Source organism: Bacillus cereus group sp. MYBK95-2, from assembly GCF_051915225.1.
Lineage (GTDB): Bacteria > Bacillota > Bacilli > Bacillales > Bacillaceae_G > Bacillus_A > Bacillus_A cereus.
In genome coordinates, this window is sequence record NZ_JBQAEH010000017.1 from 38,254 (window position 1) to 57,427 (window position 19,174).

Consider the following 19,174-nt stretch of genomic DNA (forward strand, 5'->3'; position numbering starts at 1 on the left):
TATACCCCTCTTATATTCCATATACGAGGTTTTACGCCCTTTAAACCTTATGGTATTACAATCAACAATAAAAACCCTTAAAAATGATTTTGAAAGCTCATTTTTTCAATAATCCCTATAAAAACTTAAAAAAAGTGTTTACCCGCTACTAAAAACATTATCAGCCAAAAACATACTATCATTAGACATACAGTCCTACATTTTCCTAAAAAGAGACCAACCTTCGTTACTATATATTTCATGTTAGTTCGTTTCCTTATCCCTTAATTAGCAAATTCAACCCAACATTTTTCTTTATTAAAGCGCACTTCTTTGCTATATGGTGTTCCTGTATTAGCACTTTTTAATTTAACTTTAATTACTTGGCCAGATAAAAGCTTTGCCGCTTCATTTTTAGTAATATTTTTTTTACCTAATTTCTCCAAGCCATTTTTCCATAAAGATACTTTGCACCCCTCTTTATATCCACTACATGAGAATGACTTAGTATTTTCATAGATTGGCTTCCTGCATTTCGGACATTTTGCAATAACCTCTCTAGCTGTAGCTGCTTTTACTGCACCTTGAACATTCTTGATGTTTGCTCTAATTTCAGCAGCTATACGACCAATTAAACTCTCTAAATCATCATAAAATTCTTGCTCTGTTTTCTCATTTCGTTCTATTTTAGCTAAAGAAGTTTCAAATTCTGCTGTTAATTCCGCACTATATAAGCAGAATGAAGGTGGCATCATCATAATAACTGTTCTACCTAATTTTGTTGAGATTAGGTGCTTTCCTTTTTCTTCAATAAAATTACGTTTTTTTAATGTCTCAAGAATTTGTGCCCTCGTTGCTGGAGTACCTACACCTTCAGCAGCTTTTAATATTGCCTTACTTTCTTTACTTTCAACATACTTCCCAGCCTTCTCCATGTCTTCAAGTATCGTACCTTCACTATACCTAGCTGGTGGCTTAGTTTCTTTTTCTTTTAAAGCGTAATCTCCAATAATATCTAATGTAGTTGTTTGGAGCACACTTTCTTGAACCCCTTTATTTTCTAAAACTAACCAACCTTGTTCTCGCAACACTTTTTCGGTTGATTTAAATGTTTCTGAACCATCTTGAAAAGATGCTGTTACTTTCTCAAATACTGCTGGAGGGTAAAATGCACTTACAAAACGTAAGAAAATTTCATCATATAGCTTTTTTTCATCCGAAACTAGACTACTAGGTTTTTCAGAGGTAATAATAATAGCTTCATGATCCGATACTTTGCTTGGATCTATAAATGTTTGTTCAATTTCCCATCCATTATCAATAATGGATTTAACCCATTCATTTGACGAATGACACGCTAATAGTCCTGGTAACTCTTCATCATTTGCTAGATATTCACTACTGGTACGTGGATACGATACAAACTTTTTATCATATAATTTTTGTAATACATCTAATGTTTTTGATGCACTCCAGCCTACTTTTTTGTTCATATATACCTGTAGAGACGTTAAGCTAAAGAGCTTACGAGGTTTTTCCTTTACTTGTTCCGATTTAACTGAGTAACCTGTACGATTCCCCAACATATCTACTCTAGCTTGAGCATCCTCTTGTGTCAGCTGCTCGTCCTTTTCTAATACCATTTCAAATGATTTTGTTGAATCCTTTCCTAAATTCATTATCGGAGCAACAATGGTAAAATGTTTTACCTTTTTGAAGTTTTCGATTATATAATCCCTTTTTACAATCATAGCTAATGTAGGTGTTTGTACTCGCCCAAGTGATAAAACGGAAGGGCTGTTACTTAATTTCGTAAGCAGTTGTGTTGCATTTAAACCGATTAACATGTCACTCTCTTCACGGAGCTTACCAGCAAGAACTAGACCAGCATACTCACTATTATCTTTTGCCTCTTGAAAAGCTTTTTTTATACCACTCTCCGTTTGATCACGGACCCAAAGGCGCATTACTTTTTTATCTCCAATATTTCCTTTCTTAAAAATTTTAGAAAATATATGCTGTCCCTCTCTCCCAGCATCTGTTGAGCAATATATTACTTCTGCTTGTTTCATCAAATCTACAACAATCTTATACTGCTTTCTAACTCCTGCATCATCCTTTACTTGTAAAGGAATATCTCTTAAAAAGAATGGTAAATTTGATGGATCACCCTTCCAACCAAAATCAGGATTAATCTGATCTGGATTTACACATTCAACTAAATGGCCAAATGCATATGTATATATCCGCCCATCATTACCTTCATAATAACCATTCTTCCTTGTAGAACCACCACTTAATGCCTTTGCATAATCCTCCGCTTGTGATGGTTTTTCACAGACAAATAATTCTTTCATCGTTATTCACTCCTAATTACATATAAAATTTTTTTCAATTAGAGGTTTTAAAATAATATCCAATAAACGACCCAAAATACTACGACCCAAAAGGGGAAGACTAAGAAAAGAGCATTAATGCATCCTTCTATAAAAGCAAATGGTTTTTCTTCAATCCGCACTATATTTTTCATAAGAAATTCTCCCCCTTAAAACTAGTATCCATTCTTAAAATAAGAAAAAAGAGTCTGTTCTAGCTCCTCTTTAACAACAAAGATTCCAAAATTCAAATTCATATCGGAATCTTTGTTTTTCCATACTATTAGATTAACTTTTCATTTCCCATACTGCCGACCACATTACTGGCAAAAAACTCCCTTAAAACTCTCATTTTTATTTAGAAATAAAAATAGACCCTTACCTGTTAAAGTAAGAGTCTATTTTTAAATTAAAAAACAAATAAAATGGCCCAAGGATACTACAAACAATATATTTACATATAAATAACCTGATTAATGAATTTAAATTATTAATAAATTCCCAATGAATACTTTCTTATCAAAAACACTACCAGCAATATAACGTTTTTTTATAACCCAATTTAAAATAATCTTAAACCATTGCAAATAATGACGAAATTATAGATAATTGTAGCCATTAAAAATAGAAACACATATTTTATGGTGAACCATTCAAATTGTATGATATTAAATTTTTTACTAATAAGCATTAAACAAAGAATACTTCCAATAAATACATGTAAAAATATAAAAAAATAAAAGTTATCATTTTGTATATTTCTAAGCATGTCAATAAACTGTTGGGTAATTAATATCATTCCTTTTCCCCCTTATCCACGAAATTCAAATTATATTTCAATTAAATCCGTGTTTAAAAAGACATATCCCTAATATTATTTCTTTCTTATTATTCTATTCTCATAAAGCATAAGGAGCGCTACTATGATAACTGATATACTAAAGATAAAAATACAAACTGCTTGAATCATTTTATGGGTAGCTACAAATGACAACCCAAACAACCCGCCACTAACAACTAACATTCCTATAAAAATAGCTGTAATCCCCTCTATCTTCGAAATAGATTTATTCTTGAAATTAATCATGCTATCTTTCTCCTTTTCTAAAAACTATCTTTCATATTAGTAATTCTCATACCCTTTCTTGACAAAATTTAAGTTTGATACAACTCTATATAATAACGTTCTTGTTCTATTTCACACCTTTCCCAAAACACTTACTACATTGTGCTTTTTCTCCAGTATCACGAATTGAATAATTATAAATAGATTTAAATTTAATGTCAGGGACAGTTATAAAAACAAATCCTTTTCCGCTACACGCCTTACACTTTCTCACAGACATTATCATCACCACTTTCTACAAAATTCAAGTTTGATTAAGCTATTTACGCTTCTCCTTACTCATTACTCTTTTTTGTCTAGCTAAATATGATTCAGCCATTCCATTCAAAAAACATCTATAACAAATTTTCAATTCGAATTCTTTAGTTCCAGTGATCGCCAAAAAATCACACTCACAACTTTTACATTCACAACTTACCGTTTCATTTTTTTTATTATCCATCTGCCGCTCCCCTATTTCTTAATAAAATTCAAATTTAACAAAATCATCATGAATAACAACGTTTAGTGTACAAATAAATTAGTAAATAAATAAACTAGCCCATAACCCCCTATCCCAACTACAAAAATCCCAATACCTAATATTATTTTTAACAGTAGGCTTTGCATTGGTTTAATAACTATAGAAAAACAAATTGAAAATACCACAATGAAAATTAATAAGGTAACATATATTAGAAAAAAATCACTCATTAATATTTCCCCCACTTCTATAAGATAATGTTTAATTTCTTAACATTCTCTATCACACCCATTACAGATACAATTTCATTTTAGCCTGACGTTACACATGTTGCCGATCACATGGCTGTCAAAATACTCTCATAAAACTCCCATTTTTATTTATAAAAAAATAGTCCCTTACCTATGAAGGAAAGGGACTATTTCTATGAAAGTATATTATCTAATTTCAGTTCTTTTTCAATATCACATTTAGAGTTGTGAAAAGTACTTTTTTCATTATTGCAACCAAACATACAGTGATTTATGACATGTACACCGAAGTTATCATAACCATGTTTTAAGTAACGACTATCTTTTTCGCAAAGATCACATTCCCCAATTTCATCGTAATCTAACGGAATTCCTATATCTTCTTTTCCTTCACACATCTAATCACCCTGCTATTTTTAATTTATCTAGAAAACTCCAATTCTCGTTTTTCCCTTTCTAACTGGCCATGTTTTAAATCCTCTTTAACATCTAATTTTGAGTTTTCGTTATGGTATACAATTTCATTTAATAAAATACTTCTTTGATCATCTGTTAAGTACTGAATTCCATACTGTTCCTGGTCTTTCACTATTTGTTCCATTGGTCCAGAATAAAAATAATCCCCAATGTCATATCGCTGGGGATTAATAATAGAAACTTTATCTTCTTGTGGAACTAACACATTGTAACGAGTCTTGTAATAATTAAGTTCTTCCCTTCCTGCCTCTTTACCCAGCTGCACTTCTTTTTCTAATCTTGAAATTAATTCATTTGCCTGTCCAAAAGGCATAGCTGAATTACCGGAGAGCTGATGATGTTCAGACCACTTTACCAACATTAGAGGACGTTTGACATTATTTTGTGTAGTAGGCCAATCCTCTTCGTTGATCGCAAAGAATTTATCTTTATTCTTTCCATTAAAACGTTTAATTAGAAGATCATGTTTATCTTTAAACATTTCTGAAGCAAACTCATTTTTTATTGACCAGTTTACAAATTGCTTCTTCTCCATTTCCTCAATTCGAGCGCTGTCTATCCCCTCATAACGCACTAAGTATACTTTATTACCTGTTTGGTCATTTATACGCTCTGCTTCTATTTCTTTAGCTCTTACAAGCTCTTTCTCAATGATTTCAATAAATTCCACACTAGCTGCTCGAACTTCTTTTAATAGTTTTTCTTTATTATCTAATGTTTGGTCTTTCGTCCAGTTATAGATATATTGAAGACTCTTCTCTTCTTTATCTTCGCCACCCAAACCAAAATAAGCAGAAACGGCATAGGATACCATTTCTGCTTGAAATTCTGCTTCATGTGTTTCAATATTAAAGACTTTCATTCCAGAATGAAGCTTAGCATGAGCTAATTCATGTATAAGTGTTGTAGCATTTTGCACTTCTGAATTACGATGATTTAACTCTATAGCGTTCTCCATCGGATAAAATACGCCTTTCGCAGCTCCTAAATCAGTTCTACACGGTTGTATTTTAACACCAATATGATCTGCCACTTTCTCTAATCCCTTTTGAAATACCTCATAATTATCTACCTTTCCATCTAGCCACCTATTTGGAAAAATTTTAGGTAAATCACTAGCTGGGGCATTTGTTTGACTAATATCATAAACATGCCCTATAGAGTACTTTATATAATCTGGATAACTTTTAAACTCTTTACTTTTTATTTTCTTTTTTTCATCTGGTTTTGCTTCCTTTAAAAGCTTCCAATTTCCTTCTGCATCTTGAAAACGCCCTTTAACAGGGCATGGAGTTAGAATTTTAATACCTTTCTCACCTTTTTGGACCGAATAACCTTTATCCTTCCAAAATTTAAATGAACCTACGGCACTTGCCCCTCTAAACTGATTCTGAATCAAAGATACATTATTTGGTGAGTATTGATAAAATTGTGCCATAAATTGAAGGTATTCTTTTAGATTTTCTGGCGATAAAAAGTGTCCCTCTATAGCTTTATCCATATTCTCGGTTAAAGCCGCTACTTCTGCTTTCTGCTGCTCCGGTGTCTTTTTCTTATAAGTTGCCTTCGCCATTACTATTTCCCCTCTCCAAATGGATTATCCGCTCTTAGAAGGGCTATATTTTCTATTTCTCTTTCATGATGAATTATTTGTTCATGAAAACCTACTAATCTCTTCTTTTCAATATCTACTTCTAACATAATTGGTTCACCTGCTGTTAGTTGTTGTTCCAGGTGATCAAATGCAAAATCTCCAATTGGTATTGAAACTTTCTCACCGCTCGTGGAAAATACCATTTCTTTTGATGTAATTTCTTCTAACAAACAAAGTCTTCCCATTCTAATACCTCCGAATATTAATTTGCCACTTTTTCAGTGTGCCTGCATTGTGGAAATGACGAACAACCTAAAAACATTCGTCCAGCATGAGTCCTAGATACCAATACCTCTCCACATTTCGGACACTTTCTTGTTGCTGGTTCTACTGATTTTCTTATATCAGCTGGTTTCTGTTCTGGATTTACTTGTACAATAAATTCTTGTAAAGATGATCTATCCAGTAGTTTCACATCACATGCTCTTGCTAATTGTTTTGCTGATGATGTATATGTACTATTTGTGATTACCCATGCTTCATTAGCTTTATAGAAGGCTTTAGCTGCATAAATTTCTTGTATAGCTTTAATTCCTACTCTGTTCTTAAAACCATATCTTTTCGCTTGAATAACAACTCTATTTTCTCCTTCAAATATTAGATCTGCCCCAAAATCATGACTACCGTTCGTGACAGCTGCCTTATATCCCAGCTTTGTAAATATAGCCTCAAGAAAAAATTCAAATTGTCGTCCATCCATTTGATCAATGTCTCTGATCCCTGACTTTAAGAATATATTTTTCACTTTACGCTTTTGCATTACCTTATAAAGCATCCACAGCACAAATAATATGATGCTGCAAAAATACATATACGGTGAAACATCTATGAGAAGCAAATCTACCCCTCCTTTTTTAAAAGAAATAATAAAAAAAGACCAACTCTATCAGTTGCTCTAGACATAACGTGGTATTAAATTCCATTTATCTTTCCATAGCATTTTCTAACGTATTTTTGCGGAATAAGGAAAAAGCTTTATATTTATTAGGGTGTGGATTAGGTAGATCTTTAAACACCTTACTAATATCTTTTTGTAAATTATAAAACCTTTCATCTTCTTTTAACCAATCAACAGCTGTTTTTGGCTTTCCCCATTCTCTGGCAACCTGTTTAGGCTGCTTCATTGTTGCGATGCTATAAAAAAAAGAATCCATGTTTTCTTCATCTGTTAATTCAACAGCGTAGAAATGGATTCTTTTATTTGTATCTGATTTCCCTAATGGTTGTATTTTATTTATTTTAAGTACTTTATCTTCCATATGCTCATATTTGCATTCCCCTAGATCTGTAGTTAAAAAACTTAACTTTTCAGCGATAATTGCACGTTCAAAACATTTCATTGCCTCCATATGACCTGGTGATTCTTCGTTTAACACTTCTACAAAGTTCCTCTTTTTCAAAAGCTCTTTATAATTGTTAAGTACAGCAATTTTTGTATCTAAACCTACGCTAGTTAATGGCCTTGATATTTCATCATCATCAAAAAACTCAATTCTTTCAGTCTTGATTACTCCATATACAGGAACTTTTCCTTGAGCTGAACGTTTGTAATATGTAACACTTTCTGGAACTTTAATTTCATCTGCTCTCAACTTATAATTAGTTTGCTCTGTTCTTCCTCCATGCGAAGTTATTTGAAGAATTGGTAAAGCTAGCGTTCTGTTATTCCCAGCATTTATAATAAGGCCGAATCTTCTTTTTCCTGTCTGTTCCTCATTATCATTACTTAATGCTTTTGATTTAAAAGGATAAAACACCCTTACAATATCGCCTGAATTATATATTTCCATTTGATTCACCTATTCCTTTATCTGATATAAACAACATCATTTTCATCAAAATCATCTTCATCTTCATACATATCAATTAGTAAAAGTATTCTTCTATCCAAATCGTATCCAGTATATTTTTCTTCTGCCGCTAACTCTTTCATTGCTTGATCTAGATATTTTTGTTCGTAATCTTCAAGTTCCATTTCTTTAATAATTTGTTCTCTCTCTTTCCCTTTCCATTTATAACCCGATAAAAAATCAATTGATTTTTTGTTTTCCATGCTAAAACCCCCAATTTATTGATAAAATTATTATATCACCTTTACACTTTTACACAAGTGTAAAAGTGTAAATTTCCCCTTTTTACTCTTTAAATATCCCCATATAATCCGGATAAACAAAAAGCTAATGTTTCATGCCAGGATTCAATTCCACTACTAGGTAAATGCTTTCGAACTTCACACAAGATCTTTGCCAACTCGTGTATTGGATAAGCTTCTGAATGCAGTCTTGTCATAATCAAACGTTTATTACTACTGTCTAAATCAATAATTCCAGAAATTTTTATAATCAACTCTTTAGCATCATTGGTCTTAGATTGATCTAGGATTGTTACTGACTCGTATAATAGGCTATATGCCATTCCCTTAAACATTTCAATCTTATATTCCAAAGGATCTGTGATATGTTCTAAATCTTTATGATCAGGATGATATATAACCAGGTAATCTTTGAATACTCCCTGATAGTATATATACTGTATTTGTATTTCCTCTATCTTTGCTAAGAAGTTAAATTCACGAGTATTTATTGTATGACTTCTTACTCGTATTAACTCATTTTGCATTCTATACAAAATTTCATTCCACTTTACTATGTCTTCCTTTTCACCAAAACCAGAATAAAATTTTCGAGATAGATTACCTAATTCTTCTGTATTTTTCACGATTTTCTTCATTGTATTTCCATTTAAAAATAACCACGTTGTAATTTTATCTATTAAATTAGATAAATAATACAGAGAAACAACTACTATAAAAATTAGCGCTATAATTATTGGAATGTCCCAATGCATATCACTGGAAATCATGCTCTATATACCTTTTCCTTTCTACTTTTCTTCCGATTTTTCTTAAGTAACCGCCCCCCTTTAATAAAAAATGAGACAATCACATTTAAAACACACGCAACAGCTATCATGCATAACGCAAATAACCAATTATTCACTTATTCACCTCCTTTCAATCTATAATTAGATTCTATTCATCCTTACTTCCTTTATCAGCTTCTTTTCTTTCTAATACTTCTTGAATTAGCTTCCAAAAACGCTGCATTATAATTTTAAAGTCTATTTTTATACTCATTTTCATTCCAGGTGATAAATTTTGAATATGGTTATAATAGAACCTTGCAGGATGATCTTTAGATAAGGTACTCAACAGCTCTTCATAATCACTTAATTCTTTATACCTCAGAATTGCTTCTTCACTTAAAACCTCATAACTAACAGCCAATGATAATACAGACTTGTATAATTGCATTCTTGTAGTAGCAAAAAATGGATCACTATTTTGTAATTCTTCTCTTTCATAGAGCTCATATAATTCAATACCAAAATTAAATAATGTATGTTGTTCTGGATTTAATTTCATATTTCATTCTCCCTTAACTGTAAATTGATTCACAAAAAACTTTTAACATGTATGAAGATAAATAGCCAATATCCAACTCCTTTCGAAGCTTATCTACCAGATTTATAGCTCGCTAAGAGGTACAAAAATCTATAATATATACATCAACTTCATGATGAAGAAACTTCTTACATTCATCTTTAATAATCGCTAAACACTTTTCTTTTTTTAATCCTCCTGTACCGCTGCCTATGATCGGCATTGCAACGGAACTATATTTTTTCTTTATTACTAATTGCAATGCGTTATAAGTTGACTGTCTAATTGAATACTCTGTTGCTTTCCACAAAGCATTAATGCCAGCTACATGAATTAATGCTTTGCAACTTAAAAAGCCAGATGAAGTAATAACCGCCTCACCTAGCTTTAATAGACCTTCTTTTTTCAATTGTTTAAATGGTTCATGACCTGCCTTTTTCCTAATTGCTTTTGAAACACCAGCTTCATTTAACAAATAACGTGGTAAAAAGTTTCTATTCCATGCATTAACTATTACATCAACTTTACTATCATATCTTGTAATATCACCATTTTTAATGAAGATCCTCATGAATTATCGCCTTCCAATATTTATTTGCCTTGTAAACTTTTAAAGTGCTAATTTAAAAGTTTCTATTAGTATTTTATTACTTCTTGTATAAATACAGCATAGTTACTACCCCAACCAATCTGATCGGTGTATTTATTAAACTTTTTCGATTTAAACCATCCCTCATTTGGATTCGGCTTTAACGATTTCATAGAACACCATTCATAATAAAGATTTTTTACTGCATAATAACGTGCTTCTACTACCCCTTCAAAAAATGAATTATTGTTATATCCTCTTTCTTTTTCAACATCATAAAGTAGATAATAAACTTCATATCCATTCGCTTCACCTAATAATTCCCCTGTTTCTTTATCCTTTAAAAGAAATGTTTCTGATATACAAGCCCTTCTTTCATTAGGGAAACATTCATTGATTTTTTGTATTAGTTTTTCGCTAATTTCGCTTTGAAAAACCACCCACTTTTCTTTATTCAAAATCATATTCCACTCCAAAGGAGTGACCAGTAATATATTTTCTGTTTGAATCATATTCATTACTTTTTTCATTTTAGTTCCTCCTAATTTCCCATATAAAAAGGAGGCTTTCACATTAAAAGCCTCCTACTTAACTATATTTACTTAAAAGCGCATCAATATTTGTTGTTGAAATCACTATATAACTTTTATCTATTTGAGATTCTTTTAAAGAGTATAACGTCATAATGGTTTGTGCTAACTCTTCTTTTAAATGACTAACTTCTTTTTCTTTTAATTTAGCTGGGATATTATGAACATCATTACTAATAAAGTACATCCATGAAGCAAAATCTTTCCCAAGTAAAGTATCTTCTCCATAGGATAAATTTCTTATGTTAAGAATAGCATCCATAAGAACACTGTATCCTAATTCAAATAAAATCTCTTCTGAAAATGAATCTAACTTATTTTTTACTTCTGGATAATGGTTTAGTTTTTTTTCAATAGAATCATAATCACATGCTAAATAAACATCGTCCTTAACAATCTTATTTTTAAAGAAAGCTAACATTATATTCCCCCTTCTAATTTATTTAAAAGAAATTATTAGTTTAAACCTCATAATATAATTATATCTCTAAAAACAGGTACTTCCCTCTCACCATACTCCCAATAAACTCTCATTTTTATCTCTCGTATCCGTTTTCAATTTGTTCTTGTAATTGTTCATATTGTCGTTGGTTCTTCCATTTTTCATATTCATTATTCATATGATAGTTCATATCTTTTAAGCTTCTCATAATATTTGTACGTTGTTGAAAACCAGATCGTATACGTTTACCACGAGAAAAAATATTTTTTCTCTTTTGAAATTTAGCTTGTTGTTGTTCTTTTGCTACCTGCTTCATTTCTTTTAAGACTGCGTTCCCCAATCTAGTATATAAATCATTAACCTTTGTATCACCAAATTGACTATAACGTTTTTTATCTTCTTCACTTCCCCCATAAGCTTCTTTCATAATCTTCATTTCTTCTTCTAATTTCTCTTTTAATTCTTTAAACTCTTTCTTATGGTATTTCTCTATGTACATATCACTTAATTGATCTATTTTATCCCTTACATGGCTAATAGAATTATAGTTATACTGCCACTGTTTTTTATCTTCAGGTAGCTCTTTCATAATTTCGACAAACAACTTTTTCATTTTTCTTTTTTCAGAAAGCTGCACATCTTTTTTGCCTTTAACAATTTTATTTCGAATTAAATCATTAATTTTTTTGTACTCTTCGCTACGATCCATAATGCTATTTACTACTTTTGATTTCATTGCATCAATTGATTTTTGTTTTCTTTTTCCTCGATGCATTCCTTTAAATCTGCCTTTGGAGATTATCCTTCCGGCACTCGGTACAGGTTCGACCATTGCAACATGAACATGAATATTATCCGTATTATAATGAATGGCTGCTGACCAAATTGCTGTATCACGTAATCGTTCTTTTGTCGTCATAACGTCCATTGCTTTTCTTGTTATATCTTTTAATTTCTCTTCATCTAAAGTTTTGGTTTTTGAATCATAAATACCGTGTTTCTCTAGCCATTCATTGTTAAAACTAATTACATCCTGCCATAAAACACTTTTATTTTTTTGTGCCTTTTTAAAGGCTTCTTTTAATCTATTCTTACCATCTAATGAAACTACGTCTTCCTCTTTTGTAAAAAGCGAAGACGTTTTTTCCTCATTCCCCATATAATCTTGATAGGAACTAAATTCATTTCTTTCTTTTTCAATAGCATCTTTTCTTCCGATATAATCAATATAATCCCCGAATTCTTTATCTAGATTTTTACTAAAATCATTTTTGGAATATACGAATTGACTTTTAATTACTACACCAGGCGTATTCATATATTACCTCCCTAATTTGAATCACTTATGCCTTTTTGTCTTTCTAACTTTTTCATCCGAGCATTTGAAATTTGGTCTTTAACAAACTCTTCTGCTTGTACCATGCCTTTAGACATAAACTGATTTGTTGTAGCCAATCGTTCAAATTTATTCACTGTAAAATAGTGATTTGCAAATTGTAATAACATCCTTGTATGTTTATCAGCTAAATTTGTACCAGCTCTAATTCTTCCTAAATCTTCATGAACAACTTCTTTAACTGCTCCTTTAATTTGTTCTAATAAATCATGATTTTGGTTTTGATGTTCAGCAATAATTCTTTCTAGTGCATGACTAGGCTTGATTCCTTTTTCTTCTGCATAATCTTTTATATATGCCACCGTATTTTCGTTTAAATAATAAGTCTTATCCATCTTTTTCTTAGACATATTTAAGCCCCTTTCAATATTTTTATTTATTCATTCTCCAATTCAATCTCTTCAATAACTCGCAACATACGATTCATTGTTTGTGTGTTTTGTTTTATTAGGATCATACTTTGTTTTTGTAATTCTATATGTTTATCTTGTAAGTCTTTCATATCTTGAAGTACTGCAAGATTACTAATGTACCTATGCAAAAATTCTTGTCTAGAAATTTTTTTTGCCTTTGCTAGTTCGTCAATTCGTTTTACTATACTAGGATCAAGATCACGGATTAACACGTTCATATGGGAAACCTCCAAATTAGTGATTTTAATTGCAAGAGCATAAGGGTTTTTTGCTATCACCGAAGGTGACAGGTTAGGCAGAGCCTAACAAAAACGTGATATCATGAGAAAGAGAAATTCAATGTAGTTTCAGTGTGGTTTCAATGTATTTTCAATGTACTATCCAATGTAGTTTCAATGTAATTTTTCCAATCTATTTTTGAACCACAAAAATCTTTATAATAGCAAAAAAATTATCTGATAACTTTTTAATACAATCAAAAAATTATCAGATAATTATATTCGTAATGTTTATACTTCTATCTTACTTCTAAAATCTTTTAATTTCATTCTGCTAGATTAAACTTTTTACGCTGATCTTCTAATTTCTTCTGAAGATTTTTCTCTTTTGCTTCTAGCTCTTTTATTTTGCTTTCTAGCTCTAATTTTCTCTTTTTATATTGTTCTATTTGAAGCTTTCTTTTTTGAATTTCTGATTCACTTTTTTCTTTTTCCTCTTCAGTTTGATATGCCTTATTTGCTTCAATCCTTTCAATCTCATTTACAATTTTATCTGATAATTCATCTTGTAATGGGATTGTTTTCTTTACATTTTTTATTTCTATCTTTACAGATTGTAACTCTTCTTCCGTTTCATCTTGAGCATACTCATTAGCATTTTTTCTTAATAGTTCTTTGTTTGTTTTTATCTTTCGATAATCCCCTGTTAAAACAATTTTCTTCTCTTTTAGATTATTATTTTCTTCTTTTTGAATTGTTCCACCTTCGATAGTTGTACTACTTTCAAATGAATCAATCTCTGCTTTTTCATTTACAAATAAACCTATGACCTTATATTCTTTTGGCACTTCACTAATTTGGATAACATACATATCCCCTTGATTAAACACAACTTTCGTTGGTAGTTCTTTAGCATTTCCTTTTTGTTTAGCTATAAAAGATAATTTTGTACTTACATACGTTCCACTTTTTTCTCCTGTTTTAAGGTGAACTTGCATTATGTCTTTATCTGGGTTGTATTCCCACTTTTTTAGATAAACAGTAGTATAATTCAACCCAGGTAACGGACGATTAAATTCAGTTTGAACAATAGGATCGTCATTAAACATAAACTCTTTTGATGTTAAACAAACGGTTAAAATGACAACAATTCCTATCATAATAGCATAGTAAATTTTATTTTGATTACTTCCAACTCTATATGCAGACAAGCGAAAGCCTCCTTTTATTTAGTGATTGGCAGATTGGCTTGGTGGAAATGGCAATAGCTGTCTTGGATCAAAAGAAGTTCCTTGCTTATAATCATTTCCTCTCCTAGCTTCAAAATGCAGATGTGTTCCAGTTGAGTCTCCTGTATTTCCTTGTATCCCAATCTGTTGTCCTTTTTTTACCTCTTGTCCAGTTGATACATTTAATCCATCCATGTGCGCATAACGTGTAAACACTCCATTAGGATGTTGAATTGTAACCATGTTTCCATACGAACTAGATAAACGAGCATCCACAACTTTTCCATCCCCCACAGCACTAACCGGTGCTCCACGATACGCCACTAAGTCTATCCCTGCATGAAGTGTTCCCCAACGACCGCCATAATCACTTGTAACAACATAATTGATTCCCACAAAGGGAAATTGAAAGTCTCCTTTCATATTTTCATCAACTTTAATTTCTCCTGATCCTCCACCTTCTACAACCTCACATTGCATTGCTCCACCTAATTCTTGAGCAATTTTTGTAACAGTAGGAATCCAATATTTATTAAGCCCACCTGGATCATTGTCTGCCCCTACTGGTGCATATTTTCCACCTATTTGATCAATAGTTGTTAGTCCTTGTGAGATATAAAGTCTATTTAAGTTCCCTGCCATATATACAAGCCCTTCCTCCAAACTTGAGAAAGTCTGTAGGGTTTGCCAGTTCGTTTTTGGGTCCATTAATCCTCCAGGATTATTTTTATTAACAACTGCATTTGACTTCCCGTATCCCGTTTCATGAAGTGCAATTGCTGCTAATAGGACTGGATCAATCTTTGCTGATTCAGCTGCTTTCATAAATCCGTCTGCATGATTAGCAAACGCTCCAGATTGATTTATTTTGGCATCAAACTTCGTACGATCAACCTGTCCTGTTAATTTACAACCAGCCCCTATAATTAATCCAGAACCTCCTCCACTTCCGCTGGAGGACTTATGAGAACTAGATATTGATATTGCTGATATAGCCCCAATAAAAAGGACTCCTAGTATTAAAACACCAGGAATCCCAAGCCATAAAAAAATCTTTTTAATTATTATTTTTTTAATATCCATTCACTATAGACCACCTTCAAAGAGGATTATTTCATCTTCGGAGGCTTCTACTGTCATTGTTAAGTTCTGTACACCTTTAATGGCTAAAACGCATTCTCCCTGCTGTAATAATGGAATTTGTCTTAGCTCACTTTCAGATAACTGACCTTGGAAAATATACCTTAATGTATCTAATGAGTTGGCATCTTGTTGTAAAACAAACTTATACTGCGTTAATTCGAATAGTGTTTTAATCTTATTTGCTACTTCACTGTCATCTTTTTTTGTATCCGAAACATAATCTCGAATTGATTGTGAAGCAAAAAGAAGCCCACCAAAATACTTACGAGCTTCACGTGCAAATTCCAATATAAAGTCTACTGCAATTGGGTTACTAGTATTAATCGTTAAATGCGATTCATCTAAAATAACTAATAAACGTCTAATAAGATCAAAGTCAAAACCTTCTTTATAAACAGCTTTACGTTGTGGTTCACCAATTTGAATTAGGTGATCCCAAATTAGACTAAATGCATTATACATCTGAGCATTGAAAACTTTTTTCTCTAAACTACGTAATGATTTTACAGAGAAGAATACAACTTGTTCATTTGTTAAATCTTCTAAAGTTGTATGCCCGTTAAATAAATGACCATACCCATTTACAATATCATCGAGTGCTAATTCAATCTTCTCTAGACGAGCCGATCTAGAAAGAGATAATGTTGGGTTAATAATTCTTTCTTCTACATTCGAATACAGCTCTTTCTTAACGTATTCAAGTAATTGTGAGAAGATAGGATACTCTTCATTTTTTAGATTAGTTATACCTGTTGTTTTTATTTTCTCTAAGAACCCCAATGATTCATAGAATTCTCTAAGTACTTTTTTATATTCCTGAATATCTGCATCTGTAACTTGTGGAGATAACAGGCAATAGAAAGTAGCTGCCTTAGAAAGATGTTGTAAGAAAGAATGATTTTCTATTTCTGCCTTTGTTTTTTTATCTTCATCGTCTATCCTTGAACGATAAATTTGCAACGGGTTAATTAAACCTTGTGTACCATCAAGTGCTACCATTTGCCCGTTTACTTCTTTAATTAACGTCTCAAATTCTCCTGTTACATCAAATCCCCTAATAAAGTTATTTCTAATTTTATTATCTAAAAACAACTTTTTAAGAAGTGTACTTTTCCCTGAACCCATTTCTCCAATAAGTACACCGTTATAGTATCTACGTTGCTTATCTTTATGAAACAAATCAAATAACACGCTACCACCAGTAAATGTAGTCCCTAAATAAGATCCTCTTGGATCACGTAATTGTGCATAATGAAAGGGAAGGCCAGCAGCTAATGTAAGCCCAGGCATTCCCTTTCCTTCTCTCTTATTAGCGTATGTAATTTGTTCTTCATACGGGCTAAACAAAGCTTTCCACTCATGCTCTTGTTCATTTAAAAGTACAGTCCCCTTGAAGCTTTGTGCCTCTAGTTCCGTTAAAACATCCCCAACACTCTTTTCTAATTCCAAAATCGTTTTTCCATGAACGTATAAACGAATTTGAGCTAACTTAATGACTTCTCCCAATTGTGATATTTGATGATATAGTTTGGTTAACTCATCATGTTTTTGAACTGCATCCAATTGAGCAATCCCTTGTTTTTCATTACTAAAGCGCATTTTTTGTTCTAACATGGACTTATTAATATTCGTCACCGACTCACTTCTCTCCATTGTAGAACCATCTGTAGCCACTATAACATTCTTCATTGTAGCTATTGTTTTCATCCACTTCGCATCTACGTTTTTAGGATAGTCCACTATGTGAATAATAGCTTCATAGCCATCTCCTTTTTTTATATAGTTATCACCAAACTTTATGCCACCTCTCGGCTGAATTTTTGCAATAAATTCTAGATCATATTTCTGTTTCTTCTCAGATTTATTTTCCCTTTGCTTCTTTTTTTCTAACATAGGAATGATATTAGCTAATTCAAACGCCATGATTAGTCCTCCTTACAATTTAGAATTTTGGTTATTTAATACACACAGCACATCTATTTTCTTTTCTTTTGTGATTCTTACTAGTGGAAAAGAATTTTTAAAATGGTTCTCTGCCATTCTACGTCTTTCTGATAATTGTTCTTTATTACTACCATAGATAAATAGGAAAAACTCCCTATCAGTTCTCTTTTCTTCTAAAAAGTTCAATTCAAATAATTTACGATCAATATATTTGTGATTAATAGGATCTTGCGTTTCTTCTCTTTTTTTCCTCCAATACTCTTGTTGGATAGATGTATTAGAAGGAAAATTTAAAGATACTTCTTTATAATCATACGCATAACTCCGCATGAACCTAACTCTTTGGTAGATCATAAGCATTTCGTCCGATTCATTCAGTGTATTTAAGTCTGTAGTAGTAATTTGTAAAATATCCATAACGCCATTTTTTAAAACAATATGATTCCCCTCATACCTTACAAAAGGAAGCATGCTTAAAGTTTGGTTTGGCACTCGAACCTTTGGCTTTTTTTCTTTTTTTTCGCTCTTTATATTCTTTTTCTTTTTTGGTTTCTTTTCTTTCTTCTTTATAGAAAAAAAACCAGATTTCTCTGGTTTTTCTTCATCTGTTATTACAGGTACAACTATTGTTGGAACACTTGCAGCATCATTTAATTTTTGCTCTGTACTCATTTCTCTTTTCCTCCTTATTTTCATTTGAGTATTTAGTTTCATTTTCTATCGCATTAGCATCAATAGGGTGATAAGTAGTTTTATTACGTTTAATTAAAAAATATAATGCAACATAATTTCGTTTTCCTGGATTGGTGGAAGAACTCATAACCATAAAAAGCAGAGCGCCAAACCCTACAATGTAGTAGGGAATGGCAAACCAATTATGAACAAATTCACTGCCCACATTTAAAAGGAACAATGTTCCTACTCCAATAATGGATAAATCCTTTGCGTACAGCGAAAAAATCAACTTGATAGGTGATTTTATTTCTTTAGGAATTTCATAACTCAATTAGATCCTCACCTTTCCTTTATTTAATTGCTCTATAATCATAAATTTTCATGAACGCCAGGCGTTTTTTCAGCGTTATCATCTAAATGCTCACTTTCCAACACAGTTCGTTTATTATTCTCTTGTAAAGCATTCTCTGTTTCTTGCTTCACATGATTTCTTTGAATTACCTCTGTCTCTTGTACAATCTCAGTCTTTTGAATAACCTTATTTTCTTGCTGAACGACTTTCTTTTGATTCACTATTGGTGCTGAGCCTTGTACCGTTGGTGCTGGTTGATTCACTGTTGGCGCTGAACCTTGTACCGTTGGTGCTGGCTTGCTCACTGTTGGTGTTGAACCTTGTACCGTTGGTGCTGGCTTGCTCACTGTTGGTGTTGAACCTTGTACCGTTGGTGCTGGTTGATTCACTGTTGGCGCTGAACCTTGTACCGTTGG

At 31.9% G+C, this 19,174-nt stretch carries 23 protein-coding genes and 1 pseudogene; all 24 read right to left on the reverse strand.

Features of this window, described 5'->3' with window-relative positions; translation table 11 throughout:
- Positions 1-263: 263 nt before the first annotated feature.
- Positions 264-2,336, reverse strand: coding sequence for a DNA topoisomerase (locus ACTFN4_RS29140; protein ID WP_439963228.1), 2,073 nt, complete (start codon positions 2,334-2,336; stop codon positions 264-266).
- A gap of 892 nt (positions 2,337-3,228) precedes the next feature.
- A complete protein-coding gene (locus tag ACTFN4_RS29145; protein WP_439963229.1) occupies positions 3,229-3,441 on the reverse strand; it encodes a hypothetical protein in 213 nt (70 codons plus the stop codon).
- Positions 3,442-3,547: 106 nt separating this feature from the next.
- Positions 3,548-3,700, reverse strand: coding sequence for a hypothetical protein (locus tag ACTFN4_RS29150; protein WP_439963230.1), 153 nt, complete (start codon positions 3,698-3,700; stop codon positions 3,548-3,550).
- Positions 3,701-3,739: 39 nt separating this feature from the next.
- Entirely contained in the window at positions 3,740-3,922 is a 183-nt protein-coding gene (locus ACTFN4_RS29155; RefSeq protein ID WP_439963231.1) for a hypothetical protein, read from the reverse strand.
- A gap of 445 nt (positions 3,923-4,367) precedes the next feature.
- Positions 4,368-4,592, reverse strand: coding sequence for a hypothetical protein (locus tag ACTFN4_RS29160; RefSeq protein WP_439963232.1), 225 nt, complete (start codon positions 4,590-4,592; stop codon positions 4,368-4,370).
- A gap of 23 nt (positions 4,593-4,615) precedes the next feature.
- Complete coding sequence (locus tag ACTFN4_RS29165) at positions 4,616-6,244, reverse strand: LPD25 domain-containing protein (RefSeq protein ID WP_439963233.1); 1,629 nt, start codon at positions 6,242-6,244, stop codon at positions 4,616-4,618.
- Between the two features lie 2 nt (positions 6,245-6,246).
- Positions 6,247-6,510: a hypothetical protein gene (locus ACTFN4_RS29170; protein ID WP_439963234.1), complete on the reverse strand. Its 264-nt coding sequence runs from the start codon at positions 6,508-6,510 to the stop codon at positions 6,247-6,249.
- A gap of 17 nt (positions 6,511-6,527) precedes the next feature.
- Complete coding sequence (locus ACTFN4_RS29175; protein WP_439963252.1) at positions 6,528-7,136, reverse strand: restriction endonuclease; 609 nt, start codon at positions 7,134-7,136, stop codon at positions 6,528-6,530.
- Positions 7,137-7,248: 112 nt separating this feature from the next.
- Positions 7,249-8,115 carry a hypothetical protein gene (locus ACTFN4_RS29180; protein ID WP_439963236.1) on the reverse strand — a complete coding sequence of 289 codons (867 nt, stop codon included), beginning with the start codon at positions 8,113-8,115 and terminating at the stop codon, positions 7,249-7,251.
- A 17-nt stretch (positions 8,116-8,132) separates the two neighbouring features.
- On the reverse strand, positions 8,133-8,378 hold the full coding sequence (locus ACTFN4_RS29185; protein ID WP_439963237.1) for a hypothetical protein: 246 nt from the start codon (positions 8,376-8,378) through the stop codon (positions 8,133-8,135).
- An 89-nt stretch (positions 8,379-8,467) separates the two neighbouring features.
- On the reverse strand, positions 8,468-9,187 hold the full coding sequence (locus ACTFN4_RS29190; RefSeq protein WP_439963239.1) for a hypothetical protein: 720 nt from the start codon (positions 9,185-9,187) through the stop codon (positions 8,468-8,470).
- A gap of 169 nt (positions 9,188-9,356) precedes the next feature.
- On the reverse strand, positions 9,357-9,749 hold the full coding sequence (locus ACTFN4_RS29195; RefSeq protein WP_439963240.1) for a hypothetical protein: 393 nt from the start codon (positions 9,747-9,749) through the stop codon (positions 9,357-9,359).
- 112 nt (positions 9,750-9,861) lie between these two features.
- Positions 9,862-10,338 (reverse strand): macro domain-containing protein, encoded by a 477-nt coding sequence (locus tag ACTFN4_RS29200; protein ID WP_439963241.1) that lies wholly within the window; start codon positions 10,336-10,338, stop codon positions 9,862-9,864.
- Positions 10,339-10,403: 65 nt separating this feature from the next.
- Complete coding sequence (locus tag ACTFN4_RS29205) at positions 10,404-10,886, reverse strand: hypothetical protein (RefSeq protein ID WP_439963243.1); 483 nt, start codon at positions 10,884-10,886, stop codon at positions 10,404-10,406.
- A 58-nt stretch (positions 10,887-10,944) separates the two neighbouring features.
- Positions 10,945-11,367, reverse strand: coding sequence for a hypothetical protein (locus ACTFN4_RS29210; protein ID WP_439963244.1), 423 nt, complete (start codon positions 11,365-11,367; stop codon positions 10,945-10,947).
- Between the two features lie 115 nt (positions 11,368-11,482).
- Positions 11,483-12,706: a MobP2 family relaxase gene (gene mobP2, locus ACTFN4_RS29215; RefSeq protein WP_439963245.1), complete on the reverse strand. Its 1,224-nt coding sequence runs from the start codon at positions 12,704-12,706 to the stop codon at positions 11,483-11,485.
- An 11-nt stretch (positions 12,707-12,717) separates the two neighbouring features.
- Positions 12,718-13,134 carry a hypothetical protein gene (locus tag ACTFN4_RS29220; RefSeq protein ID WP_439963246.1) on the reverse strand — a complete coding sequence of 139 codons (417 nt, stop codon included), beginning with the start codon at positions 13,132-13,134 and terminating at the stop codon, positions 12,718-12,720.
- 26 nt (positions 13,135-13,160) lie between these two features.
- A complete protein-coding gene (locus tag ACTFN4_RS29225; protein WP_327939441.1) occupies positions 13,161-13,415 on the reverse strand; it encodes a ribbon-helix-helix protein, CopG family in 255 nt (84 codons plus the stop codon).
- A gap of 326 nt (positions 13,416-13,741) precedes the next feature.
- Positions 13,742-14,626, reverse strand: a complete 885-nt coding sequence (locus ACTFN4_RS29230; protein WP_439963247.1) for a hypothetical protein — start codon at positions 14,624-14,626, stop codon at positions 13,742-13,744.
- Positions 14,627-14,644: 18 nt separating this feature from the next.
- Positions 14,645-15,727 carry a peptidoglycan DD-metalloendopeptidase family protein gene (locus tag ACTFN4_RS29235; protein ID WP_439963248.1) on the reverse strand — a complete coding sequence of 361 codons (1,083 nt, stop codon included), beginning with the start codon at positions 15,725-15,727 and terminating at the stop codon, positions 14,645-14,647.
- 3 nt (positions 15,728-15,730) lie between these two features.
- Entirely contained in the window at positions 15,731-17,710 is a 1,980-nt protein-coding gene (locus ACTFN4_RS29240) for a VirB4 family type IV secretion system protein (RefSeq protein ID WP_439963249.1), read from the reverse strand.
- 12 nt (positions 17,711-17,722) lie between these two features.
- Complete coding sequence (locus tag ACTFN4_RS29245; protein ID WP_439963250.1) at positions 17,723-18,403, reverse strand: hypothetical protein; 681 nt, start codon at positions 18,401-18,403, stop codon at positions 17,723-17,725.
- On the reverse strand, positions 18,378-18,737 hold the full coding sequence (locus ACTFN4_RS29250) for a DUF5592 family protein (RefSeq protein ID WP_085313647.1): 360 nt from the start codon (positions 18,735-18,737) through the stop codon (positions 18,378-18,380). Before ACTFN4_RS29250 ends, ACTFN4_RS29245 begins: the two co-directional genes overlap by 26 nt.
- Before the next feature lie 38 nt (positions 18,738-18,775).
- A pseudogene (locus ACTFN4_RS29255) lies at positions 18,776-19,174 on the reverse strand (hypothetical protein); the annotation flags it as partial.